Below are 22,492 nucleotides of genomic sequence, written 5' to 3'. Positions count from 1 at the left end.
CCTCAGGCCTTCTTGGAGTCTTCACCGATCAGGAGCTTGGTGTCCGACAGGTACATGTGCGGCGGCACAGGCAGGTTGTCGGGCGCGGGCTTGTTCTTGAAGACGCGGCCGGCCAGGTCGAACGTGGAACCGTGGCAAGGGCAGAGGAAGCCGCCTTCCCAGTCGCTCGGCAGCGAAGGCTGCGGGCCGGCCTGGAAGCGGTCGGTCGGCGAGCAGCCCAGGTGGGTGCAGATGCCCACCACCACCAGCACGTCGGGCTTGATCGAGCGGTGCTCGTTCTGCGCGTACTTGGGGGTGAATTCGTCGGGGTGCCGCTTGGAGAGCGGATCGGCCAGCTGGCCGTCGAGCTTGGGGAGCTCGGCCACTTGCTCGGGCGAGCGCTTGAGGATCCAGACGGGCTTGCCGCGCCACTCGACGGTGATCTTCTCGCCGACCTTGAGGCCGCCGATGTCGACTTCGACGGCAGCGCCCGCGGCCTTGGCCTTCTCGGAGGGCTGGAACGTACTCACAAAGGGAATCGCGGTGGCCACGCCTCCCGCTACGCCGGCACAGCTGGATGCGATTAACCACGTCCGCTTGCTTGTGTCGATCCGGGGGGAGCCGGAGGTCATGTCACTCATGGGGATCCTCTAAGTCTTCTTCGCTGGAGCAGGGTCAACCGGCGATTGTAGCGGGCTGTTGCGCGCATATTCAATGGGGCCGGCCTGGCGCTGCGCGAACGCGCATTCCCGGCCATGCGAAAGAGGCAATTAATAACAATGAATTAATCCTGATTTACAAGACATTTCGACACAAGGATTTGCACGCGTAAAAGATGTCTCAAGGGCTAAATTAGTTGCGGCACACTTCGCCAACTGCTAATCTTGTCCCAACTGTTAACTGCTAATTGAGAGGATATTTGCCATGCGAATCGCCCCCCTGATTTCCGCCACTTTCATTGCTGCGCTGGGCATTTCCTCGGCCTTGGCACAAACACAAACGCCCCCGCCGGTCCAGACGCCTGGTCCCCAGCCGGCCAGCGCGACCGGCGCAACCAATTCCGCATTCGGACGCATCACCGCGCAGCAAGCCGGTGGCGTCGCGGCCGCCGTTGGCCTGGCGGCTGCCGTTGGCAGCGGCAATGGCGGCAACAGCGGCGGCGGCAGCGGCACGGGCGGCACCGGCGGCACGGGCACGGGTACAGGCACGACCGGCACGAATTAAACGTGCGGGCCCTCTTCGCGGGAGGGCATTCGCCGAAGGCTCCGCGCGTTGGTCTGGCCACGCGACTTATTGAATGCTGCCTTTTGTCGGCATTTCTTTTGGGCGTTGGCGGCTGTTCTTCCGGATCCTCGGCCATGCTGGCCACGGCGCGGCATATCTATAGCGGCAGCGCCGCGACGCCCCAGCCCACTTTCAACCCGAATTACCGCTATTTGCGGGTCGCCGTCGGCAAGCAGACGGTCTTCATGGTGCTCGGCTACATCGACCAGCGCCCCGAAGGCGCCGTCGAGGTCTGGTACAGCGGCAACGGCGAGGTCGTGAGGCTGCTCGACGGGCGCCTCGTGGGAACCACCGGCCTTCGCACCGATTGGCGCGAGGTGCGCTTTTCCAGCCTGCCCGCGTGGACTGGCGATGCGAACGGCGCGGCGCCAAAGACCTACCAGCGCGAGCGCGACATGATGCCGGGCTACCGGTTCGGCATTCGCGACGAGGTCGTGCGCACGCCCATTGCTGCACCGCAGCAGACCGCGCTGGCCGGCACGGCTGGCGCGTCGCTGCGCTGGTACGAGGAGCGCAGCGTTTCGCATCCGGCGAGCGCCTCGCTGCCTCCGGCGCGCTTTGGCGTTTCGCAAGCGGGCGGCACGCCTCGGGTCGTCTATTCCGAGCAATGTATTTCCAATGACCTGTGTATGAGCTTCGAGCAGTGGACGCCTTCCCCCCCAGCACCCGTCGCAGCGGCGAGCGCTGGTACATGAGCAGTTCGCTCCTGCGTGGCTTCGGCAGACATCCCTGGCCTCTTCGCGCGGCGGTGGCCTGCGCATTGGCGGCGAGTTGCGCCGCCGGCGCGCAGCCCCTGGGCAACAGCCCCGTCGACAACAAAACACCCGCCGACGACGCCGATATCCGTCCCGGCGAGCGGCTGAGCGCCTGGCTGCTGCGCCAGCCGGCCGAAACGGCCTCCCCGGGACTGTCATGGCGCATCCCGCAAGAGCGCTTGGCGCAGCAGTTCCTGAAGAACACCCTGCTGCTGCGGCTCGATGCCGCCAGCCGGCGCGTGCCGCCGGAAGAGCAGGGCCGGCGCAAGCAGTTGATGGCTTGGCTGCAGGGCCTGCCGGTGACCGGCCGCGTCGCGCTCGGCATCGTCGATCCGCGCTGGCTGCAGGCGCACCCGGAAGAAGATCCGGTGCTGACGGCCGGCCAGCAGCTGGTGGCGCCGCCGCCAGCGCTGAAGACCATCTCGGTCCTGCAGCCCGATGGGCAGCTTTGCCAGGTGGCCCATGAACCCGGCCGCACGGCGTGGGACTATGTCGCCGCCTGCAGCCCCGAGGGCAAGCACGACTGGGCCTGGGTCGCCCAGCCCGACGGGCGCACCGCCCGCGTGGGCGTAGCGCCCTGGAATGCGCATCCCTCGAACGAGCCGGCGCCGGGCGCATGGGTCTGGGCCGCGCCGCGCGGCATGGACGACCTGGAGGCGATCTCCGAGGGCATCATCAAGTTTCTGGCCACGCAAGGGCCGTCGCCGCAAGGCGGCGCGGTCCTGCAGCCTTCGGCGGGTGCGGCCGTACCGGCCGCCGCCATCGCCGCACCCGCTGCACCGCCCGCCCTGCCTGCCTTGCCCGACGTGCCGCCGGCACCTGCCGCGCCGGCGCCATCGACGGCCATTTCCGTGCGTCCCGAAGCAGCACCGCAATACCGCGCGCTCCAGACGAGCGGCAACGACTGGGGCGAGACCGGCCTGCTGCAGACGCCCACCGCGCGCATGGGCCAGGCGGGCGACATGCGGACCTCGCTCACGCACGTCTCGCCCTACACGCGGCTGAACGTCATGTTCCAGCCGCTGGATTGGCTGGAAGCGGGCTTTCGCTACACCTCCATCAGCAACCGGATCTACGGCGTCGGCCTCAGCAACCAGGGCTACAAGGACAAGAGCATCGACCTGAAGGCGCGGCTGTGGAAGGAGTCGGCCTACCTGCCCGAGGTGGCGCTGGGCTTTCGCGACATCGGCGGCACCGGCCTCTTCTCCTCCGAGTACCTGGTGGCCAGCAAGCGCCACGGCGACCTGGATTTCAGCCTCGGCATCGGCTGGGGCTACCTGGGGAGCAGCGGAAACATCAGCAACCCCTTCGGCTTGCTGAGCAGCCGCTTCAAGACCCGCGTGAGCGAGACGACCTGGGGCGGCGCCAACTTCGGCCGGCTCTTTCGCGGACCTGCCGCGCTCTTTGGCGGCGTGCAATGGCGCACGCCCTGGGACCCGCTGACGCTCAAGCTCGAATACGACGGCAACGACTACAAGAACGAGCCGCTCAACAACCCCCAGCGGCAGCGCTCCCCGTTCAACATCGGCCTGGAGTACCGCTACTCCCCCGGCGTGATTTTCTCGGCCGGCTTCGAACGCGGCAACAAGGTGATGCTGGGCCTCACGCTGCAGACCAACCTGGCCACCCTGCAGATGCCCAAGGCGGCAGACCCGCCGGCGCCGAGCTTCTCGCCGGACCCGCCGGCCGCCTCGCCGGGCTGGGCCGCCACCGCGGCCGACATCGAAAGCCGCACGGACTGGACCATCCAGCGCATCGCACCGCAAGGCCAGATGCTGCATGTGTGGATCACCGAAAGCGCCACCGTCTACCGGGATGTGCGGGTCGAGAAGATCATTGCCGTGCTGCATCGCGATGCGCCGGCCTCGATCAAGAACTTCGTGCTCCATTACTCGGAGCGGGGCCTGCCGATGCACGCGCAAGTGGTCAACCGCAATGAATGGGTGACCGCGCACTACCAGGCGCAGACGCCCGGCGAGGTTCGCGCGGCCAGCCAGCGCGACTATGCGCCCCCGCCCGTGGGCTCGGGCGATCCGGCCACCTTCGTTCCGCCGGGCAGCAGCGCCCACACTGCGGCCGCATCCGCAGATGCCTCTTCCGCCACGGCCGACAACAAGGCCCTTGGCCCGTGGGAGCGCCGCAGCGACAAGTTCAGCATCGGCCTCACGCCCAGCCTCGGCCAGATCCTCGGCGGGCCCAACGCATTCGTGCTCTACCAGATCGGCGTGCAGGCGGTGGCGGAATACCGCTTCACGCCCAGCACCTGGGTCAACGGCGCGCTGAACCTGCGCATGGTCGACAACTTCGACAAGTTCACCTACACGGCGGGCAGCAACCTGCCCCGCGTGCGAACCCTGCAGCGCGAGTACGTCACCGCCAGGCGCCTGACCATGCCGGTGCTCCAGCTGACGCACGTCGGCAGGCTCTCCGACAACCAGTACTACAGCGTGTACGGCGGTGCCCTGGAAACCATGTATGCGGGCGTCGGCGGTGAATGGCTCTACCGGCCATGGCGCAGCCGGATCGCCTTCGGGGTCGACTTCAACCACGTGCGCCAGCGCGACTTCGAACAGGACTTCGGCCTGCGCGACTACAAGGTGAACACCGGCCACGCCACGCTCTACTGGGACACCGGCTGGCACGGCGTGCTGGCCAAGATCAGCGCGGGCCAGTACCTGGCGGGCGACCGCGGCGTCACCATCGACATCAGCCGCCGCTTCGACAACGGCGTGGTGCTCGGGGCCTACGCCACCAAGACCAACGTATCGGCCAGGCAGTTCGGCGAAGGCAGCTTCGACAAGGGCATCTATCTTTCCATTCCCTTCGACGCGCTGCTGCCGCGCTCGAACAAGTTCACCGCCAACTTCGCCTGGGCGCCGCTGGTGCGCGACGGCGGTGCGCGGCTCGGCCGGATCCATCCGCTCTACGAGATGACCTCGGCCCGCGACCCGAGCGCCTACAAGTTCGCGCCGCCGGACAGCGGCACGCCGGGCACGGGCGACAACATCCTGAACTTCGAACGGCCGCGCTGACGCGGCGCGGCCGCCAATCCCCTGCCGCGCTCACCCGTGCGGCAGGGCTTTCGAAGAACAGGAATCAGCCGGCCTGGTCCGAGCCGGCTGCGCGCATGATGAAGAACAGCCAGGCCATCATCATGGCCGCCATGCAGGCAAAGCCCAGCGTCATGGCGTTGATGGTCTGGATGTAGGAAATGGGCGGCGTGGCCGCGAGCATGGCCGCAGCGAACACCAGCGCACCGAAGATCGAGCACCACAGAAGCGCACCGGGCCGGCCGGCGGCCCTGAACCCCGTACGCAGGCACATCGTCAGGCCGAAGATGGCGGGCGCGTAGAAGAACGGCGAAAAATCCATGCCGCCGTAGTTCTTGCCGAAGGCCAGCACCACCAGGTACGGGCCCAGCAGCCCCAGCAGGATTCCGCCGATCTCGGCCACCAGGAAACCGAAGACGACGAACTTGACGAACAGGCCAAAGGCGTCCTTGCGCCGATCGGATGCCCAGTTGGCCGCCAGCCTGGGCAGGATGTAGTAGCCCAACGCAAGCAGCACATACTGCATCGGCAGCAGGAAGGTGATGTAGATCTTCAGCAGCCCGCCCTGCACCGAATCCGCCGAGGAGCCCAGCAGCAGGATGGCGCCTCCCGTCATGATCCAGCTCATCAACTGCGAAAGGCTGGCCTTCCAGCCGTAGCTGGCGGCTTCCCCGAGCGTCAGGGCCTGGGCGTTGGCGGCGGCCGGCAGCGGTGCCATCACCTGGCGCAGGCTCGTCGCCACCAGGATGGCAAAGGGCAGCTGGATGACGGCGATCCACAGCAGCGCCTGCGTCCATGACGCCGGCTTCAGGCCGATCAGCACCGCCACGTATCCGACGCAGACCAGCACGCCGGATGCACAGAGCACCAGGTAGCGGCGTCCCACGAGCAGGATGCTTCGGGAAATCCAGAATATTTCATAGCCCGCGATCAGGGCCACGCCGGCCCAGCGGAGCGGCCCCGGAAAGCTCGTGAACTGCCAGGCCAGGAAGCCCGCAATGGAGACCCCCAGCACGAGCGCCCAGCTCCACCAGGCGGCGGACCGGCCCGCGTAGTAGCGCTTGATCAGCAGCGGCTCGTGCACCACCGCCGTATGCACGATGTACTGGAAGCTGACGATCGCCAGGAAGGCCGAGGCAATGCCGAAGTCGGAGGGCGACAGCGCCCGCGCCAGCGCAAAGCTCAGCAGCAGCTGGCTCGCGCTGTAGATGCACTGGTCTGCAACTGCGTAGATCGGACCTGCGAGGCGCTTTCGAATTCCGGACAGGGACGCCATCCTGGGCCTGTTCACCCTATTCCGAAATGGAAAACAGGACCGGATAGTCGGTGGCCTTGGCAGCAAAGCCACCGTCGACGGGGCTGCCGCAGCTGCCGTGGCGCACCTGCGGGAAGAAGTCGACCCGCGTGCACTTTTTTCCCTTGTCGGCGGGAACCAGCACGTTCTGCTCGGCGCTTTGCGTCCACACCACGTGCAGCAGGGAATTGCCGCGGCTCAGCACCAGCTTGTTCAGGCCGGCATTGCTCTGGTATGAAAGCTTCTTCGAATTGCGGGCGATCTTGAGGAATTCGGTGAGGCTCGAAAAGGCTTCCTTCTTTTCGCCGCCCTTCGACTTGAGGCCGAAGTTGTCTTCCCTCGAGATGACGGAGGTTCCCCGGTCCTGCCAGGCATAGAGATTCAGCAGCCTGATGCCCGCGGCCACGTTGGTCAGGTATTCGCGCAGGATCAGCGAAGCCTGGGTGTTGCGGTCCCGCACCGGCAGGTAGGAGGCATAGCCCCACTCGGAAGCGACGATCCCGACCTTTCCGAGCTGTTGCTGGTCCAGCTTTGCGCGCAGCTTTCCATAGTCCGCGATGGCGGTTTCCGGAATGGAGCGGTAGGGATGGATCGATATGTCCGTCAGGCAGTCGGCCTTGGCCGCCGACACGAAGGCATTCTCGAGCTGCGAGGGAACCTGGCCCGGGCTGAAGGGAAGCTTCGCAAAGCCGAATCCCATGACGATCTTCGGCGGCGTCTTCATTTGCGCGATGCTGCGGCAGAACTCGGCGGTCGCGGTTTCAAAGCTCGAGAAAAGCGACGGGTTCAGGAAGGTCTTGTGGTCGGGCTCGTTCCACAGCTCCCAGACGGCGACATCGGCCGCGTGCGCGCTCATGAACTCGAGCGCGAACTTGGCAAACAGCTTTTCGCGCTGGCCTTCTCCCGCTTCCGCCGGGCTCTGCCCCCAGATCTCGCGGCCTCCGAACAAGGTCACGATCGCCTGGAGCCTGGCGTTCTTCACGCGCTTGATCAGGCCCGAGTAGTCGACCGATGCCGGGTTGACGCTCTTCAGCGGCGGCCGCGCGCCGAATCTCACGAATTCGAAGCCCGATGCCCTGATCTCGTTCAGATCCTCGTTCGTGATGGTGGCCGGGTCGATCTGCACGCTCAGCGCGACCGGATATTCCGTGCCCAGTTCGGCGATGCCGCGGGCCTGTGCGGTGCAGGCCACGGCCGCCAGCGCCGCCGAGGCGCACAGCAGCCTGAAGGCACCCCGCAAACGCCCCGCCACCGAAGAAAAAAATGAAGGCTTCTTCACTGTACCGACTCCTTGTACAAGTCCAGGATGGCGGCGTTCATTCGGTCGGCGGTGTATTTCTCTTCGAAAATCTGCCGGCCGGCACGCCCCATCCGCTGCAATTCCTCATCGGAGATCCGATCGATCTCGCGCAGCACGTCGTCCAGCGCGTCGAGCGAAAACAGCCTTCCGTTCCTGCCGTCTTCGACGATGTCGACCAGGCCGCCCACGGCGGATGCAAAAACCGGCTTGCTGCGCGCCATGGCCTCGACCGCGACAAGGCCGAAGCCTTCCCACCGGGAGGGAACGATGACCGCGTCGCACGACCGGTAGGCTTCTTCGAGCTCGTCCTTCTCGAGCCATCCGGCGAACTCGATCTCGCTCGAGCGCGCAAGGGAAAGATCGTTCCTGACGGCGCCGCCCACGATCACGAGCTTGAAGCCGGGCTGGACGCGGGCATAGGCGTCGAGCAAGGCGTCGATGCCCTTCTGCCGGTCGAGCCGCCCCACGAAAAGGACTCTTCGGGGCCGTGCCGGGGCCCTGGGAGCCACCGTGTTTTCCGCAATGGGCGCGGTGGGCTGGATCCCGTTCGGAATGCACTTGCACCGCTTGATGCCGAATTTCTCGGCCACCCGGAACTCGTGGCCGCTGATGCAGATGATCGCGTCGCTCCAATGGGACAGCAGCCATTCGATCCACCGATAGATCGACTTCTTGTACGAGGGCCCGACCTGGTCGAAGGCCCAGCCGTGCGAGCAATAGACGATCTTGGTCTCGGCCGGCACCTGGCCGAGCAGCGCCATGGCGCGAACGATTCCGCCCGGAATCGAGCTGTGCAGGTGCAGCACCGTGGGGCGCTCCGAGCGGATGATTTTCTTGATCTCGGCGGCGTAGCTTGCAAGGGCAAGAGGACTGCGGGCCGTGGGGACCACATGCGTGTCCCGGGAGTCCAGCCACTCCACCGGGCCGGGCAAGATGAACTTGGCCTGGCTGATCACGGGAGAGTTCTGCTGAAAGCCCGAAACCAGCCGAAGATAGGTTTCGAGCCCGCCCTTGAGCGTTTCGGCAACGTGCAATATCTTCATAGGTGCCAATCAGATCAATGCATGGATACCGGCCACCACCTGGCTTCTCAATGCGTCGAGCGCTTTGCGGTCCGGGTGCCGGTCATCGAGCAGGCCCAGCACCGAGGTACCCAGCTTTTCGACGCGGGGCGACAAGTCGAAGAGGTAGCGCTTTCTGCCGGTCAGTTCGAAAAACGACTCCACCTTCTTGTCCCAATTCATTCCTATGGACGGAATGTTCAAACCGTAGGCCACGATATTCGCGTGCAGCCGGTGGGCCACGATGCACGAGCAGGCGCTGATCAAGGCAACGAGTTCATCCGGGTGCCGGGGAACGAGAAAAATCGATTTCGGCGCATCGGAGGCCGAGGAAATTTCTTCCAGGACCTTGTTGTCTTCGGAGGCGCCGTTCGTGAAATAAAGCACCCGCTTTCCCTCGGCCCGCAATGATTCGGCCAGCGTGGCAAAGAATTTGGCCGATTGCGTTGAATTAGAGCCTTCGTATTCGGAATTCATCACCAGCGCATCGAGGCTGCTGACGCAAATTCCGATGTCCCAATTCTTTTCCGGCGAAAGCTCGTCCGAGAAGGCATCGGCGCAGATGAGCGCCGGATCGGGCACCACCTGTATGTCGCTCCTCGGGATTCGGAAGTAATTGTGCAGGTTGCTGGCCGATTCCTGGTCGCGCGTGGCGTAGAAGGCGGGCCTCGCGTTTTTCAGGAATCGCCCGACGAGAAAGCGCCCGAGAAAAGACCATTTCGCCGTCACGCCCACCGACAGGATCACCACCTTCTTTCCACGCAGCAGCCGGCTCAGGAGAAACAGCTTCGCCGGAAAATTGAGCGCCACGTCGCAAAACAGCTGGCCGCCGCCAATGACGATCAGGTCCGCATCGTCGACAGCGGCCTTCCAGTTCTTCCGCCAGCCGAGAAAATAGCCCTTGAGGCAATACAGGAACACGATCACCGACCTGATGAACGAAGGCAGCTTCGCAAAGAGCCGGAATGCGCCGCCGCCGCGCAGGTTTTCTTCCTCGAAGCCGAGCCGGCCGGCAATGTCCAGGAATTCGACCCGGGCCTGCGGATATTTCAGGCCCGCAATATGGGCCAGGGATGCCGCGATGACGCCGTCGCCCAGGTTGTCGCTGAAAGGCACGGCGCAGATAAGGATCTTTTTCATCTGTGAATCAAGCATCGGTTGCCTTCGAAGCCAAGCCGCTCATCGCGACCCGTGGCCCACGGCGACCACCCAGATGGTCCTGATGAAGATGCCGATGTCCCGGCCGACCGACAGCGTCTCGACATAGGCGACATCCAGCGCCACGCGCTTCTTGTAGCTCAGCTGGTTGCGCCCGCTGACCTGCCACAGGCCCGTGATGCCGGGCCGGACGGCGCAATAGAACGACCAGTCCGCCCCGTACAGCATCTTCTGGTCGAGCATGCAGGGCCGGGGGCCGACCAGGCTCATGTCGCCGACCAGCACGTTCCAGAACTGCGGCAGCTCGTCCAGGCTGGTCTTGCGGATGAACTTGCCGAAACGCGTGATGCGCGGGTCGTTTTCGAGCTTCTGGTAGTCGTCCCACTGCTGGCGCGCCACCGGATCGTTGCGCAAGTGCTCCTCCAGGATCTCGGCGGAGTTCCGCAGCATCGAGCGGAACTTGTAGAACTTGAACACGCGCCCTCCCCGCCCGAAGCGCGGCTGGGAATACAGGACAGGCGCCCCGGAAGTGATGAACACGCCCAGGGCGATCAGGACGTAGAGCCAGCCGAAGGCGCAGAAAAAGAACAGGGCGGCCGCAATGTCCACCGCTCTTTTTCCGGCGCGCAGCAGCGCGGGATGCTCCACCCTCGTCCATGCGACGTCGTTCGCAATGGCGCCGATCGCTTCATCGCCTGCGGGCGCCATCGACTCTTCATGGCGGAAATTCGTCATAGGAATGCCCCCTTCTCACATTCGAAGCGGAGGCAAATTTGCAGCTTGAGAACTCTCATTGCAGGAGAACCTTTCGTCTTACAAGCAGGTGCTTGTCCCTTTCGGGTTCAGTGATACGTGGCGGCTTGGTTTTCAGGCCAATACGGCCCTGCACGGAAGCCGTGAAGGTTGCAGCGCAGAAAAATCAATGCGCAGGCCGAGCGATCCAAATACGTAATACAAAAGAGCGACGCACTTGTCTCTAGTCCTTTGTTATTAGCGTTTGATTGATGGCACCGATTTAGTGCGCAATGTGATAATTATCACAATCTCGCTAAATTTTCTCAGAAACTATCCACCAGACTAGGTGGTATCCCTGTTGTTTTTGTATTTATAGTGTGTGTAACGGTAACCACCGTATTTGTAGCTGCTGCTGCCCGCATGGCGCCGGGATAAGTCCATAGCATTCAAAATTACGCCATTGGCCGAGCAGCCCGCGTGCGCCAGCCTTCTGACGCTTTCGTTCAATTCGCCCAGGTGCGTCTTTTCGGCCCGGGCAACGAGCAGAAGAGAGCCTGCGAGCGGCGCCACCGATGCGGTGTCCGCCGCCACCAGCACCGGCGCGGTATCGATAATCACAAGGTCGTAATCCGGCGAAAGCTTTTCCAGGATCTGGGAAAAAGAATCGCTCATGAGCAATTCGGCCGGATTGGGCGGCAGCATGCCGGTCGTCATGACGTCCAGGTTCGGCAGGATCGACGAGCGAATGGCTTTTTCGAAGCCGAGCGTGCCGGCAATCAATTCCGAAAGGCCGGACGAGCGCGAAAGGGAGAAGAACTGGTTGACCCGGCCCTTGCGCAGGTCGGCGTCGATCAGCAGGACCTTCTTTCCTGACGCAGCGGTGATGGCCGCGAAATTGACCGAGACGAAGGTCTTCCCGACTCCCGGCGTCGCGCCGGAGATGAGCAGGCGGTTGTTGGGCGCCTCCAGCATGGCGAACTGCAATGCGGTCCGCAGGCTGCGCAGGCTTTCGACCGCGGGATCCTCCGATTGCTGGAGCGCGAGAATGTGCATTCCCGGCGCCCTGCTCTCGATGTTCTTGTCGATCGTGCGCTGGGCCGGGCTCAACGGGATGCTGCTGTACACGTTGAGGCCCGTGTGCATCTCGATCTCGCTCGGATTGCGGATGCCGCCGAACAGCGAGTTCTTGGCAATGGCGAGCACGACGCCGGCCCCCAGGCCCAGCAGCAGCGCCAGGACGATGATCAGCGGCCGCTTGGGCCAGACGGGCTCCTCGGGAATGATGGCGTCGTCCAGCAGGCGCACGTTGCCGACCTTGCCTTCCTTGGCCAGCCGCATCTGCAGTGAGCTGTTCAGGAGCGACACGTAGAGGTCGGTGTTGACCTTGATGTCGCGCTGCATCTGAACGGTGTTCTGCTGCAGCAGCGGCATCTTGCGGATGCGCGAATCGACCGCCGAGATCTGGCTCCGCCATGCCGAAATCTGCGCGTCCAGCGTCTGGAGATTCGGGTGCTTGTCGGTGAAGCGCGCCGAAAGCTCCCGCCGCTTCTGTTCGGCTTCGAGCAGCTTGGACTGCAGGTCGACCGTCTGGGCCAGCGCATTCTTGGCCTCGTCGTCGAGGCTGACGGTGCCGTTCTCGTTTCGATAGCGGTTGTAGAGGTCTTCGGACTGCTCGAGCTGCTTCTTGAACTGCGGCAGCGCGGTGTCCAGGAAGCCCAGGGTCTTCTCGGCCTCGGCAGCCTTGCGCTCGATGTTCTGGCGCACATAGAGCCGCCCGATTTCATTGAGCAGCTGCGTCAGCTTTTCCGGATCCGGGCTTTTCAGGCTGACGTCGAGAACGCCGGACTGCTTGCCTTTCTCGACGACCTTGAGGTTGTCCTGCAGCGACAGCAGCGCCAGTTGCCTGGAGTTGCGGGCCAGCTGGAACTGCGCGCCGGGCTTGGCACTGATGGAGCTGACCAGCAGCCGGAGGCTGCCGCCCGGAACGTTGGCCACGAGCGGGATTCCGACGGTGCCCTTGAGCGGCGTGTCGACGTTGGGAACGAGCAGTTCGTAGCGGTTGTCCGGCCCGAGGGTCAGCATGAAAGGCTTCGCTTCGAGCTCCGCGGGGACGTCGAATTGCGGAACCATGATCGCCTCGGCCCCCGTCACGTAGCCGGAAAGCCCCATGAAGCCCGGGTTCGACAGCTCGGTGGCGCGCCGCGCGAGCCAGCTGCCCACGATGGGTGCATAGCGCGGCTGCGCGCTGATGTACAGCTTGGTGTTCTCCACCGCCTGGCCGAGGATGGCGCGCGACTTGATGATCTCGATCTCGCCCGCGGCCGGCGTCTTCACGCTCAGCAGCGACGACGCCGCATCGCCCAGGAAGCTGCCTGCCGAATTGCCTGAGTCCTCGACCTGCACGGCCACATTGGTTTCGTACATCGGCTGCCCGAAAAGGGCGTAGGCCATGCCAAGCAGCAGGGCCACGGCAACCACGATGGCAATGAACCACCGGTGGTCGATCAGGATGTCCAGGTACTCGACGAGTTTGAACCCGTCGTTCTCCTCTTCCAGCGCGGGCATCGGCAGGGCGGCTTGCTGGGGTGCGTTCATGTCGGTTGCTGCTCAGGTTTTGTAATTTTCAAAATGCGGTCGATCCACGTCCTGGCTCCCACGTCGATGAGCGCCAGGGCATGCTCGAAGGCCGCCTCGTCCTGTTGGTAGGGATCGGGCACGTCCTGCTTGGCGGCCTCGGCAATGCGAAAGACCTTGCCGCGCACAAAGGGGTAGGCCGACTCGAGATGGCGGCGCTGCGCCATGTCCATGACCAGGATCAGGTCCGCCTGCCGGCACAGCATCTGGTTCACCTGCTGCGCCAGGTGGCCGGAAATGTCGATGCCGCGTTCCTGCATGAGTTTTTGCGCCATCGCGTCGGCCGGCTTGCCCACGAGAGCGCCGGTGCCGGCCGACACCACGCGCAGGTGCGGCAGGCCCGCGGCCAGGATGCCTTCGGCCATCGGGCTGCGGCAGATGTTGCCGATGCAGACTGTCAGGACGGATTTCATCTGTGGCGGCTCCAGACCTCGTCGCCGGAATTGATCACTTGCGCAGCCGGCAGGATCAGGCTGGCCAGGCGGTTCCAGGTGACCAGCGGCACCGAATCGATGTAGACAACGTCGCGCGGCTGCAGCGGGAAGCGCTCGGCCAGGCCCAGCGCCGCCGGGTTCCTGGCGTTCAGGTGGAAGATGGCCGGCAAGCCCCGCGCGTTGTTGCGGATGACGTAGATCTGACCCGTGTTGGCCGAAGTCAGGTTGGGGCCGCCGGCCTCGCCCAGCGCCTCGTTGAGGCTGAGCCGCCCGTTGTGCATGAGCAGCGCCGACGGACGGGCAATTTCGCCCATCACGAACACCTTGCTCTCGTCGCGGTGCCGCACCTGGACCACGTCGCCGTTGCGCAGCGGAATCCTGCTGGCGTCGGCGCCCAGGTCCTGCAGGTTGGGCAGGTTGATGAGCGTGGTCTTGTCGCCGCGCGTGAGCGTCACGAACGAGCGGTCGCCATTGGCGGTGATGCCGCCGGCCCGGCTCAGGGCTTCGGCCAGCGTCATCGGCACGTCGGTGAAGATCTGCAGCCCCGGGTTGCGCACTTCGCCCTCGACGAAGGCGCGCCGGCTTCGGAAGGACTGGATGCGCACCGTGACCTGCGGAGCCTTGATGTAGGTGGCGATGCGGTCGGCGATGAGATCGGAGGCCTCGATTTCGGTCAGTCCCTGGAGCTTGACGCGGCCGATGTAGGGGAAGGTGATCTGCCCGTCCGCGCCGACGATGAAGCCGGGCGCCACGCTGATGCCCGTCGGGTCGGCCTGCTGCGTAATCACCGCACCGGCATTCGGCAGCAGTTCCGGGTGGTCATAGACGATCACGCCCACGACGTCGCCCGGGCCGATGGTGTAGACCGGCGATTCGCCGAAGAGCGCTTTCACCTCCGCAGGAACCGCGGCCGGCTGGGACTCGGCCATCGTGCGGATCAAGGCCGGCGAGATGGACGTGATGACGCCATCCGGCGCACCATCGGCCGGCAGGTACTGGAACTCCGGCGGCAGGCTCTGGTCCGCCTCGTAGGCGCCCATGGAATTGAAGCCCGGTGCGCAGCCCTGCAGCAATAACGCGCCCATTAGGGCAAAACCCCACCCCTTCGGGTTCACGAAGCGTGTCAAATTGATCCCCATTGCACAAATTGGTTTTCAGCAGCCGCGATTCATATGCAAGGCCCGAGCCCAGTTGATATTGGGCGGGACTTTTTTTGCCGCGGTTTGTCAAAGCAAAGCCCGCGCATCGTGGACAGGCGGGCTGGAGCGAATTGTCGCTGCCCGCACATTGACCCATTTCCGTTCAATAGATGCAAAAAATGTGTCTATATGCGGATTAACCCAGAGCTCGATGGGGTTATCCCTGAGATCAATGCCTGAAGTGCCTCTTTCATTGGGAAAAAGGGCTTCGATGGCACGCTTGCAACTGTGTCCTGCAGTTTGCAAATGTGAACTATCAATTAACCGGCTGCGCGGAGCAATTGTGGCGCTCCGGCCACAAATCTTCCGCCTCAATCGCTTGGTGAAAAGCTTTGCTCTTTTGTAAGGAACTGTGTGCTGTTGGCAGGCTGACGCACGGCCCTGCGGTTCTGCAGGAGATCGGCACGGGTGAACGGGCGCTCGATGCCCGCCATCCACGCGGCAAGCGTTTCCAGCGCGTCCTGTGTGGGTGCAGGCCGCCCCACTATGAAAAAGAGGAGCGGCAGCGCCATCGCCAAGGTGAGCCAGCGGGGTGTCCTGACCAACATGGACTGGTGCCAATGCAACAGCAAAAAGCTTGCGCTTACAACTGTTCCAAGCATCGCACCCGTGACGACCTCTGCGGTGGAGTGAACTTCGAGGGCCAGGCGCGACACGCCGATGAAGACGCCCCATACCCATCCCGATACCGCAGCCGCCATGCGCACCTTTGGTGCGCGGCGCCGCGCCGCCAGCCAGAAAACGACCGGCCAGACGCTGGTTGCCAGCGCGGTATGTCCGCTGAAGCCGATGAAATCGAAATGGGCGCTGCCAATGCCCCAGCCCATGAACAGAAGCTTGGACAGCATCACGATGAAACCGCAACCGCCGAATAGCAGCGTCCACCGCACCGCCGCCGGGCGCGTGCCGCGGTCGATTGCGAGCCAAATAGCAATTCCCAATGCGGTGGGCAACAGGAAGCCGCTGTCACCGAAGCCGGTGGCAATTAACCAGAAATTATTCATTAACGTGAAATAAGTGCGCTTTTCTATTGCTTCGCCATCGCCGGCCGGAGCCGTTCCGAAGGCATACTTGCGGCACCTTCAACACCAGCGCTCCTGGAGCATATTGAAATCATGAGCATCCTCAGTGAGTTCAAGGAATTTGCCGTCAAGGGCAACGTGATCGATCTCGCAGTCGGCGTGATCATTGGCGCAGCATTCGGAAAGATCGTCGATTCGATCGTTGCCGACATCATCATGCCGGTCGTCGGGCTGGTGTTCGGCAAGCTGGATTTCTCTAACCTGTACGTGGTGCTGGGCACCGTGCCGGCGGGGGTCGCCAACAACCTGGCCGACCTCAAGAAGGCCGGCGTGCCGGTGCTGGCCTATGGCAACTTCATCACCATCGCGGTCAACTTCGTGATCCTTGCCTTCATCATCTTCATGATGGTCAAGCAGATCAACAAGCTGCGCAAGACGCATGCCGAGGCGCCCGCGGCACCGGTGGCACCGCCGGAGGACATCGCCCTCCTGCGCGAAATCCGCGACAGCCTGAAGCGCCCCTGAGCCGCCCTCGCGCGCCTTCCTGATCAGGCGCCCGCCAAGGTTCTGGCCATGCGCAGCGCCTCGACGAGGCTCGACGCATCGGCCCGGCCGGTGCCTGCAATGTCGAATGCGGTGCCGTGGTCGGGGCTGGTGCGCACCAGCGGCAGGCCCAGCGTCACGTTCACGCCCTTCTCCACGCCAAGGTACTTGACCGGGATCAGGCCCTGGTCGTGGTACATCGCAATCACCACGTCGAACTCGCCGCTCCCCGGCACCCCGGGCCTGGCACGCGCGCGCATGAAGACGGTGTCGGGCGCATAAGGCCCGTGGGCATCGATGCCTTCGGCATGGGCGACCGCAATGGCCGGCGCAATGATGTCGCGCTCTTCGGAGCCGAACAGGCCGCCCTCGCCCGCATGCGGATTGAGGCCGGCCACGCCGATGCGCGGCGCCCGCCCGAGCATGCGCTGCAAGGCGCGGTGGGTGATGCGCAGCGTCTCCAGCACGCTGCCGAAGCTCACGGCCGTGATGGCGTCGCGCAGCGACATGTGAATGCTCACCAGCACGGTGCGCAGCTCGTCGTTGGCCAGCATCATGCGCACCGGCATGCCGTCCACCGCGAGGCCCGCATGCGCAGCGGCCTCGGCCTGCAGCAGCTCGGTATGGCCGGGATAGGGAAAACCGGCCGCGGCCAGTGCTTCCTTGTGCAGCGGCGCCGTGACGATGGCGGCGATCTCGCCACGCAAGGCGGCGCGCGCAGCCCAGACCACGCAGTGGCCGGCCACGCGGCCGGCTTCGGCGCTGATGCGGCCCGGCACGATGTCTTCCGCCGGCGCGGCCACCACCTGCAGCACCGGGATGCAGCCCGGCGGCACCGCGGCCGCTTCGGCAATGCGCTCGATCCGCGCCACCGGCCAGGCGGGTTGCCCGGGCAGCGCCAGCGCCTGCGATGCCCGGCGCATCGCGGCCACGTCGCCGGCCACGAACGCGCCGCGCGTGGCGTCGGGCGCCTGGCGGAAGGCCTTGGCGATGATTTCCGGGCCGATGCCCGCGGGATCGCCCAGCGTGATGGCGAGGAGGGCCTGTCCGTTCATCGGAATACCTTCGCCCTGGCGGGCTGCGGTGCGAGCTTGCTTGGGGCGGCCCGGCGCTGCGTTCATGCCGGATTGTCGATGTCGATGAATTCGTGCTTCAGCCCGAGCTGGGCCGCAACGTGCCCGGCCACCGCCTGCGCGCCGTAGCGCTCGGTGGCATGGTGGCCGCAGGCCAGGAAGGCGACGCCCATCTCGCGGGCGTAGTGGGCCTGGGGTTCGGAGATCTCGCCGGTGATGAAGGCGTCGGCCCCGGCCGCAATGGCCGCCTCGAAGTAGCCCTGGGCGCCGCCCGTGCACCACGCGACGTTCTTGATCGGGCGGTGCGCCGTATCCACCAGGGTGACGGGCCGCTTCAGCACCTTTTCCGCGTGCGCGGCCAGTTCCTTGGCGCTGGCAAAGGCTTCCCCGTTGTCGCGCGCGCCCAGGAAGCCCAGCTCCTGCTCGCCGAAGCGCCCGGTCGAGCCCGCATGGGCGAGCAGGCCGAGCTGCAGGCCGAGCTGTGCGTTGTTGCCCAGCTCCGGATGCGCATCGAGCGGCAGGTGATAGGCAAAAAGGTTGACGTCGTCGCCCAGCAGCAGCCCCAGGCGCTGCTTCATCCAGCCGGTGACGCAGCCGTCCTGGCCGCGCCAGAACAGGCCGTGGTGCACGAAGATCGCGTCGGCCTCGGCATGGATGGCGGCCTCGATCAGCGCGCGGCTCGCCGTGACGCCGGAGACGATCTTCCGCACCACGGTGCGGCCCTCGACCTGCAGGCCATTGGGTCCGTAGTCCTTGAAGCGCGACGGCGCAAGGAGCAGGTCGAAGGCATGCAGCAATTCATGGCGAGTGGTGCTCATCGCGCCATTGTCGCGCTCCCGATGCCGTCGCGCATCGCATGGCCGCGCGCCGCCAATGGCCACAGGGCCAGCACGAAGCCCAGCCCGGCCAGCACGGCGACGTAGTGCGCCGGTGCCATGGTGTCGTGCTGCAGCCAGAGCGTGAGGATCACCGGCGTGAGGCCGCCGAACACCGCATACGACATGTTGTAGGCAAACGAAAGCCCCGTGAAGCGCACCGGCGCCGGAAACGCGCGCACGCCGGCGATCGGCACGGTGGCGATGGTGCCCACGAACAATCCCACCAGGCCGTAGTGCCAGAACAGCGTGGCCGGCGTGCCGGGCAGTCCCGTGTAGAAAAGATAGGCCGTTGCGAACAACCCGCCCCATCCGATGAGCATCACGGCACGCGTGCCGATGCGGTCGCTGGCCCAGCCGGCCAGCACGCAGCCGATGGTCAGCGTCAGCGTGGCCAGGGCGTTGGCTTCCAGCGCCAGCGCTGCCGGAATGTGGTGCACCTTCTGCAGGTAGGTGGGCGTGTACAGCACCACCACCACGATGGCGGCCGACAGCACCCAGGTCAAGAGCGCCACGTAGACGCTGGCCGCGCGGTGCTCGCGCAGCACGGTGCGCAGCGGCAGCTCGCGCGCCACCGTCCTGCGGCCCGCCAGTTCCTTGAAGACCGGCGTCTCGTGCAGGAAGCGGCGCAGGTACACCGAGACGAGGCCGAACACCCCGCCCAGCACGAAGGGAATGCGCCAGGCGAAGCCGCTCACCTCCGCCGGCGAATAGTGGCGGTTGATGGCCACGGCCACCAGCGAGCCCAGCAGGATGCCGCCCGTGATGCCCGAAGTCAGCGCGCCGATGCCGAACCCGTAGCGCTGCGCCGGCACGTGCTCGCCGATGAAGACCCAGGCGCCCGGCATTTCGCCGCCGATGGCCGCGCCCTGCAGCACACGCATCGCCAGCAGCAGCAAGGGTGCGGCGATGCCGATGCTCGCGTAGGTGGGCAAGAGGCCGATGACCAGCGTGGGCGCCGCCATCAGGAAGATCGACAGCGTGAACATGCGCTTGCGGCCGAGCAGGTCGCCGAAATGCGCAATGACGATGCCGCCCACCGGGCGGGCCAGGTAGCCGGCCGCGAAGATGCCGAAAGTCTGGAGCTGCCGCAGCCAGTCGGGCATGTCGGCGGGGAAGAAAAGCGCACCCAGCACGGTGGCGAAGAACACGTAGATGACGAAGTCGTAGAACTCCAGCGTGCCGCCGAGCGCGGACAGGGCCAGGGTCTTGTAGTCGCGCGCGTCGAGCGTGCGCGCCGGCACCGGCTGTGTGCCGTCCGGGGAGATTGCGTGAGAAGTCATGGCGGGCAGGGAGGTCGTTGCCGCGCGCCGGGGCCGCCGAGGGATGGGAAGCGGAAAATCGGCGCGCCGGCGAAACGCCTGGCCGCGTCCGCCGGATGGGCGGCGCGGAAGGCCGGAGCTCGGAGCCGTGTGGGCTCGCTGCGCGATGCTAAGGGTTATCCCTTATTGGCGCACGAGACCTTTGTCATTCTCGACCGCAGCGCGCGGTTTCTGGCGGCTGGGGGTTGAGGGACAATGGACCCGTCGGCGCCGCGTGGACGGCGCGTTCCCCCGTTTTATCTCAAGCTTCATGAAACGCACCTGGCTGCTCTTTGCCCAAGCCGTGACCGTCCTTTTGGCGGCCTACTTCGTTGTTGCCACGCTCAAGCCCGAGTGGATCAACCGCCGCGCCACCTCGCTGGGCGGCGTGGTCTCGATCGTCGAGGCGCCTGCGGGCGCCCCCGCGGTGCCGGCGGCCGGCAGCCTGAGCGCGGCCGCAAAGAAAGCCTCGCCGGCCGTCGTGAGCATCAACACCAGCAAGGCGGCGCAGCGCCATCCCCGCAGCAACGATCCGTGGTTCCGCTTTTTCTTCGGCGACCAGGGCGACCAGCCCCAGGTCGGCCTGGGCAGCGGCGTGATCGTGAGCGCCGAGGGCTACATCCTCACCAACAACCACGTGGTCGAAGGCGCGGACGAGATCGAGGTCACCCTCAACGACAGCCGCCACACGCGCGCCAAGGTGATCGGCACCGACCCGGACACCGACCTTGCCGTGCTCAAGATCGAGATGGACAAGCTGCCCGCGATCGTGCTGGGCAATTCCGACGAGCTCCAGGTGGGCGACCAGGTGCTGGCCATCGGCAATCCCTTCGGCGTGGGCCAGACCGTCACCAGCGGCATCGTCTCGGCGCTCGGGCGCAACCAGCTCGGCATCAACAACTTCGAGAACTTCATCCAGACCGACGCGGCCATCAATCCCGGCAATTCGGGCGGCGCGCTGATCGACGTCAACGGCAACCTACAGGGCGTCAACACCGCCATCTATTCACGCTCGGGCGGCAGCATGGGCATCGGCTTCGCGATTCCCGTTTCCATGGCAAAGATCGTGCTCGAGGGCATCGTGAAGGACGGCCAGGTGCGCCGCGGCTGGATCGGCGTCGAGCCGAACGAACTCTCGCCCGAGCTGGCCGAGACCTTCGGCGTGAAGGCCGATGCCGGCGTCATCATCACCGGCGTGCTGCAGAACGGGCCGGCAGCCAAGGCCGGCATCCGGCCGGGCGACGTGATCACCTCGGTCGGCGAAAAGAAGACCGACAACGTGCAGGCCCTGCTGACCGCCGTGGCCGGCCTCAAGCCCGGCAGCACCACGCGCTTCGCACTGCAGCGCGGCACCGACAAGATGGAACTGGACGTGACGCCGGGCCTGCGGCCCAAGAGCCCGATGCGGCAGGTGCCGAACCAGCCCGAGTGAGCGCTCAGGAAGACGCCGACGAATCGGCGCTTTCTTTTTCTTCCTCTTCGGATTTCTTGGTGGTATTTGCGAAATAGCGCGCGCCGATGATGCCGACCTCGTAGAGCAGGCACATCGGCACCGCCAGCGCAAGCTGCGACACCACGTCCGGCGGCGTGAGCACCGCGGCCACCACGAAAGCCACCACGATGAAGTAGCCGCGGAAGGACTTGAGCTTCTCGATGGTGACCATCTCGAAGCGCACCAGCAGCATCACGACGATCGGCACCTGGAAGGCCACGCCGAACGCGATGTAGAGCGAGAGGATGGCCTCGACGTACGAGGAGATGTCGGGCGTGGCCGCCACCGCGGCCGGCGTGAACTTCTGGATGAAGCTGAACATCTTGTCCAGCACGAAGAACTGCACGAAGGCGATGCCCGCATAGGCCAGCAGGCTGCCGAAGAAGATCAGCGGCAGCGCAAAGCGCTTTTCATGGCTGTAGAGCCCCGGCGCAATGAACATCCAGGCCTGGTACATGAGCCAGGGCAGCGCCAGCAGCACCGCCGTCATCATGAGCACCTTGAGCGGCACGAAGAACGGCGAGAACACGCCAATGGCGATGAGCTTGGCGTCCGGCGGCATGTGTGCGCGGATCGGCATTGCGATCAGGTCGATCAGCCCGCCCGGGCCGGGCCAGATGGCCAGCAGGATGCCCGCGACCGCCAGGCCGTAGACGCAGTAGAGCAGCCGGTCGCGCAGCTCGACCAGATGTTGCACGAACGGTTGCTCGGTGCCCGCCAGCTCGTCTTCTGCGTCTTTGTTCTTGTTGTCGGAATCGGCCATTGGAAAGAGAAAAAGCAGGAGAAAAGCGTGGCTTCGGCCGGCGTGCGGCGCACGAGGGACGCGCTGGTGGGAAAGCCGCTAGTTGATCTTGTGGGGACGGAAGCGGGCGACGCGCGCGGCACCCGAGAGCGCCTTGGTGCGCACGCCGTTGCGCGCCTTGTACCACTGCGGCGTGGCGCCCTGCTTCAGGCGCCAGTTCTTGCGCGGGTGCCTGTATTCGGGCACCGCGGGCTCGGGTTCGGCCAGCGCCGAAAGCGTTTCGCCCGAGCCGGAGAACTGCTTCTCGAGTTCGCTGGCGCCGCTGTGGATGCTCTGCTCGACGTCCCGCGCGGCCTCTTCCACCGTGCCCTTCATCTTGCGCAGTTCGTCCAGCTCCATCGAGCGGTTGACTTCAGCCTTGACGTCGTTCACGTAGCGCTGCGCCTTGCCCAGCAGGGTGCCGACGGTGCGCGCCACCCGGGGCAGTTTTTCCGGCCCGATGACGATCAGAGCCACGACGCCGATGAGCGCCAGCTTCTCAATGCCGAGGTCGAGCACTTA

20 protein-coding genes are annotated in these 22,492 nt (G+C 65.2%); 5 read left to right on the top strand and 15 right to left on the bottom strand.

The window, feature by feature from the left end:
• Window positions 1-2: 2 nt before the first annotated feature.
• A complete protein-coding gene (petA, locus tag ACAM58_RS06170) occupies window positions 3-620 on the bottom strand; it encodes a ubiquinol-cytochrome c reductase iron-sulfur subunit (RefSeq protein ID WP_012746349.1) in 618 nt (205 codons plus the stop codon).
• 283 nt (window positions 621-903) lie between these two features.
• On the opposite strand from petA, the gene ACAM58_RS06165 reads away from it, so the two are divergent.
• The 3 genes from ACAM58_RS06165 to ACAM58_RS06155 all read left to right on the top strand — a co-directional run bounded on the left by ACAM58_RS06165 (window position 904) and on the right by ACAM58_RS06155 (window position 5,050).
• Window positions 904-1,203: a hypothetical protein gene (locus ACAM58_RS06165; RefSeq protein WP_018906501.1), complete on the top strand. Its 300-nt coding sequence runs from the start codon at window positions 904-906 to the stop codon at window positions 1,201-1,203.
• Window positions 1,204-1,337: 134 nt separating this feature from the next.
• On the top strand, window positions 1,338-1,958 hold the full coding sequence (locus ACAM58_RS06160) for a YjbF family lipoprotein (RefSeq protein ID WP_062363012.1): 621 nt from the start codon (window positions 1,338-1,340) through the stop codon (window positions 1,956-1,958).
• A complete protein-coding gene (locus ACAM58_RS06155; RefSeq protein WP_062363015.1) occupies window positions 1,955-5,050 on the top strand; it encodes a YjbH domain-containing protein in 3,096 nt (1,031 codons plus the stop codon). Before ACAM58_RS06160 ends, ACAM58_RS06155 begins: the two co-directional genes overlap by 4 nt.
• A 64-nt stretch (window positions 5,051-5,114) precedes the next feature.
• On the opposite strand, the gene ACAM58_RS06150 is transcribed toward ACAM58_RS06155, so the two are convergent.
• The 9 genes from ACAM58_RS06150 to ACAM58_RS06110 form a co-directional block, all read right to left on the bottom strand.
• Window positions 5,115-6,344: a lipopolysaccharide biosynthesis protein gene (locus ACAM58_RS06150; RefSeq protein WP_062363018.1), complete on the bottom strand. Its 1,230-nt coding sequence runs from the start codon at window positions 6,342-6,344 to the stop codon at window positions 5,115-5,117.
• Window positions 6,345-6,360: 16 nt separating this feature from the next.
• Entirely contained in the window at window positions 6,361-7,641 is a 1,281-nt protein-coding gene (locus ACAM58_RS06145) for a hypothetical protein (protein ID WP_062363020.1), read from the bottom strand.
• Window positions 7,638-8,705 (bottom strand): glycosyltransferase family 4 protein, encoded by a 1,068-nt coding sequence (locus ACAM58_RS06140; protein ID WP_012746343.1) that lies wholly within the window; start codon window positions 8,703-8,705, stop codon window positions 7,638-7,640. Before ACAM58_RS06140 ends, ACAM58_RS06145 begins: the two co-directional genes overlap by 4 nt.
• Before the next feature lie 9 nt (window positions 8,706-8,714).
• Window positions 8,715-9,878, bottom strand: coding sequence for a polysaccharide pyruvyl transferase family protein (locus tag ACAM58_RS06135; RefSeq protein ID WP_062363023.1), 1,164 nt, complete (start codon window positions 9,876-9,878; stop codon window positions 8,715-8,717).
• Between the two features lie 24 nt (window positions 9,879-9,902).
• On the bottom strand, window positions 9,903-10,616 hold the full coding sequence (locus ACAM58_RS06130; RefSeq protein ID WP_062363026.1) for a sugar transferase: 714 nt from the start codon (window positions 10,614-10,616) through the stop codon (window positions 9,903-9,905).
• A 342-nt stretch (window positions 10,617-10,958) separates the two neighbouring features.
• Complete coding sequence (locus ACAM58_RS06125) at window positions 10,959-13,211, bottom strand: polysaccharide biosynthesis tyrosine autokinase (protein WP_062363029.1); 2,253 nt, start codon at window positions 13,209-13,211, stop codon at window positions 10,959-10,961.
• Window positions 13,208-13,663: a low molecular weight protein-tyrosine-phosphatase gene (locus ACAM58_RS06120; RefSeq protein WP_012746339.1), complete on the bottom strand. Its 456-nt coding sequence runs from the start codon at window positions 13,661-13,663 to the stop codon at window positions 13,208-13,210. Before ACAM58_RS06120 ends, ACAM58_RS06125 begins: the two co-directional genes overlap by 4 nt.
• On the bottom strand, window positions 13,660-14,823 hold the full coding sequence (locus tag ACAM58_RS06115; RefSeq protein WP_012746338.1) for a polysaccharide biosynthesis/export family protein: 1,164 nt from the start codon (window positions 14,821-14,823) through the stop codon (window positions 13,660-13,662). Before ACAM58_RS06115 ends, ACAM58_RS06120 begins: the two co-directional genes overlap by 4 nt.
• Before the next feature lie 371 nt (window positions 14,824-15,194).
• On the bottom strand, window positions 15,195-15,887 hold the full coding sequence (locus ACAM58_RS06110) for a phosphatase PAP2 family protein (protein ID WP_012746337.1): 693 nt from the start codon (window positions 15,885-15,887) through the stop codon (window positions 15,195-15,197).
• A 111-nt stretch (window positions 15,888-15,998) separates the two neighbouring features.
• Between ACAM58_RS06110 and mscL the strand changes: the two genes are divergently transcribed.
• Window positions 15,999-16,430, top strand: a complete 432-nt coding sequence (gene mscL / locus ACAM58_RS06105) for a large conductance mechanosensitive channel protein MscL (protein ID WP_012746336.1) — start codon at window positions 15,999-16,001, stop codon at window positions 16,428-16,430.
• A 23-nt stretch (window positions 16,431-16,453) separates the two neighbouring features.
• Here the strand turns inward: mscL and pdxA are convergent, their stop codons facing one another.
• The 3 genes from pdxA to ACAM58_RS06090 form a co-directional block, all read right to left on the bottom strand.
• Window positions 16,454-17,503: a 4-hydroxythreonine-4-phosphate dehydrogenase PdxA gene (gene pdxA / locus ACAM58_RS06100; RefSeq protein ID WP_369664476.1), complete on the bottom strand. Its 1,050-nt coding sequence runs from the start codon at window positions 17,501-17,503 to the stop codon at window positions 16,454-16,456.
• A gap of 62 nt (window positions 17,504-17,565) precedes the next feature.
• Window positions 17,566-18,339, bottom strand: a complete 774-nt coding sequence (locus tag ACAM58_RS06095; RefSeq protein WP_018906512.1) for a Nif3-like dinuclear metal center hexameric protein — start codon at window positions 18,337-18,339, stop codon at window positions 17,566-17,568.
• Window positions 18,336-19,679: an MFS transporter gene (locus ACAM58_RS06090; protein ID WP_018906513.1), complete on the bottom strand. Its 1,344-nt coding sequence runs from the start codon at window positions 19,677-19,679 to the stop codon at window positions 18,336-18,338. The genes ACAM58_RS06095 and ACAM58_RS06090 overlap by 4 nt, the downstream gene beginning before the upstream one ends.
• Window positions 19,680-19,968: 289 nt before the next feature.
• Between ACAM58_RS06090 and ACAM58_RS06085 the strand changes: the two genes are divergently transcribed.
• Entirely contained in the window at window positions 19,969-21,129 is a 1,161-nt protein-coding gene (locus ACAM58_RS06085) for a S1C family serine protease (RefSeq protein ID WP_012746332.1), read from the top strand.
• Between the two features lie 4 nt (window positions 21,130-21,133).
• On the opposite strand, the gene tatC is transcribed toward ACAM58_RS06085, so the two are convergent.
• Window positions 21,134-21,952: a twin-arginine translocase subunit TatC gene (tatC, locus tag ACAM58_RS06080; RefSeq protein ID WP_012746331.1), complete on the bottom strand. Its 819-nt coding sequence runs from the start codon at window positions 21,950-21,952 to the stop codon at window positions 21,134-21,136.
• Between the two features lie 78 nt (window positions 21,953-22,030).
• Entirely contained in the window at window positions 22,031-22,489 is a 459-nt protein-coding gene (tatB, locus tag ACAM58_RS06075) for a Sec-independent protein translocase protein TatB (protein WP_012746330.1), read from the bottom strand.
• Window positions 22,490-22,492: the final 3 nt, after the last annotated feature.

This window comes from Variovorax sp. V116 (assembly GCF_041154435.1).
Taxonomy (GTDB): Bacteria; Pseudomonadota; Gammaproteobacteria; order Burkholderiales; family Burkholderiaceae_C; genus Variovorax; species Variovorax paradoxus.
The sequence above is the reverse complement of the archived record's forward strand: the minus strand, read 5'-3'. Positions and strand labels throughout refer to the sequence as shown.

Coding starts and splice junctions, on each gene's coding strand:
- petA (WP_012746349.1), bottom strand. CDS start 620: ATGAGTGACATGACCTCCGGCTCCCCCCGGATCGACACAAGCAAGCGG.
- ACAM58_RS06165 (WP_018906501.1), top strand. CDS start 904: ATGCGAATCGCCCCCCTGATTTCCGCCACTTTCATTGCTGCGCTGGGC.
- ACAM58_RS06160 (WP_062363012.1), top strand. CDS start 1,338: ATGCTGGCCACGGCGCGGCATATCTATAGCGGCAGCGCCGCGACGCCC.
- ACAM58_RS06155 (WP_062363015.1), top strand. CDS start 1,955: ATGAGCAGTTCGCTCCTGCGTGGCTTCGGCAGACATCCCTGGCCTCTT.
- ACAM58_RS06150 (WP_062363018.1), bottom strand. CDS start 6,344: ATGGCGTCCCTGTCCGGAATTCGAAAGCGCCTCGCAGGTCCGATCTAC.
- ACAM58_RS06140 (WP_012746343.1), bottom strand. CDS start 8,705: ATGAAGATATTGCACGTTGCCGAAACGCTCAAGGGCGGGCTCGAAACC.
- ACAM58_RS06135 (WP_062363023.1), bottom strand. CDS start 9,878: ATGCTTGATTCACAGATGAAAAAGATCCTTATCTGCGCCGTGCCTTTC.
- ACAM58_RS06130 (WP_062363026.1), bottom strand. CDS start 10,616: ATGACGAATTTCCGCCATGAAGAGTCGATGGCGCCCGCAGGCGATGAA.
- ACAM58_RS06125 (WP_062363029.1), bottom strand. CDS start 13,211: ATGAACGCACCCCAGCAAGCCGCCCTGCCGATGCCCGCGCTGGAAGAG.
- ACAM58_RS06120 (WP_012746339.1), bottom strand. CDS start 13,663: ATGAAATCCGTCCTGACAGTCTGCATCGGCAACATCTGCCGCAGCCCG.
- ACAM58_RS06115 (WP_012746338.1), bottom strand. CDS start 14,823: ATGGGGATCAATTTGACACGCTTCGTGAACCCGAAGGGGTGGGGTTTT.
- ACAM58_RS06110 (WP_012746337.1), bottom strand. CDS start 15,887: ATGAATAATTTCTGGTTAATTGCCACCGGCTTCGGTGACAGCGGCTTC.
- mscL (WP_012746336.1), top strand. CDS start 15,999: ATGAGCATCCTCAGTGAGTTCAAGGAATTTGCCGTCAAGGGCAACGTG.
- pdxA (WP_369664476.1), bottom strand. CDS start 17,503: ATGAACGGACAGGCCCTCCTCGCCATCACGCTGGGCGATCCCGCGGGC.
- ACAM58_RS06095 (WP_018906512.1), bottom strand. CDS start 18,339: ATGAGCACCACTCGCCATGAATTGCTGCATGCCTTCGACCTGCTCCTT.
- ACAM58_RS06090 (WP_018906513.1), bottom strand. CDS start 19,679: ATGACTTCTCACGCAATCTCCCCGGACGGCACACAGCCGGTGCCGGCG.
- ACAM58_RS06085 (WP_012746332.1), top strand. CDS start 19,969: ATGAAACGCACCTGGCTGCTCTTTGCCCAAGCCGTGACCGTCCTTTTG.
- tatC (WP_012746331.1), bottom strand. CDS start 21,952: ATGGCCGATTCCGACAACAAGAACAAAGACGCAGAAGACGAGCTGGCG.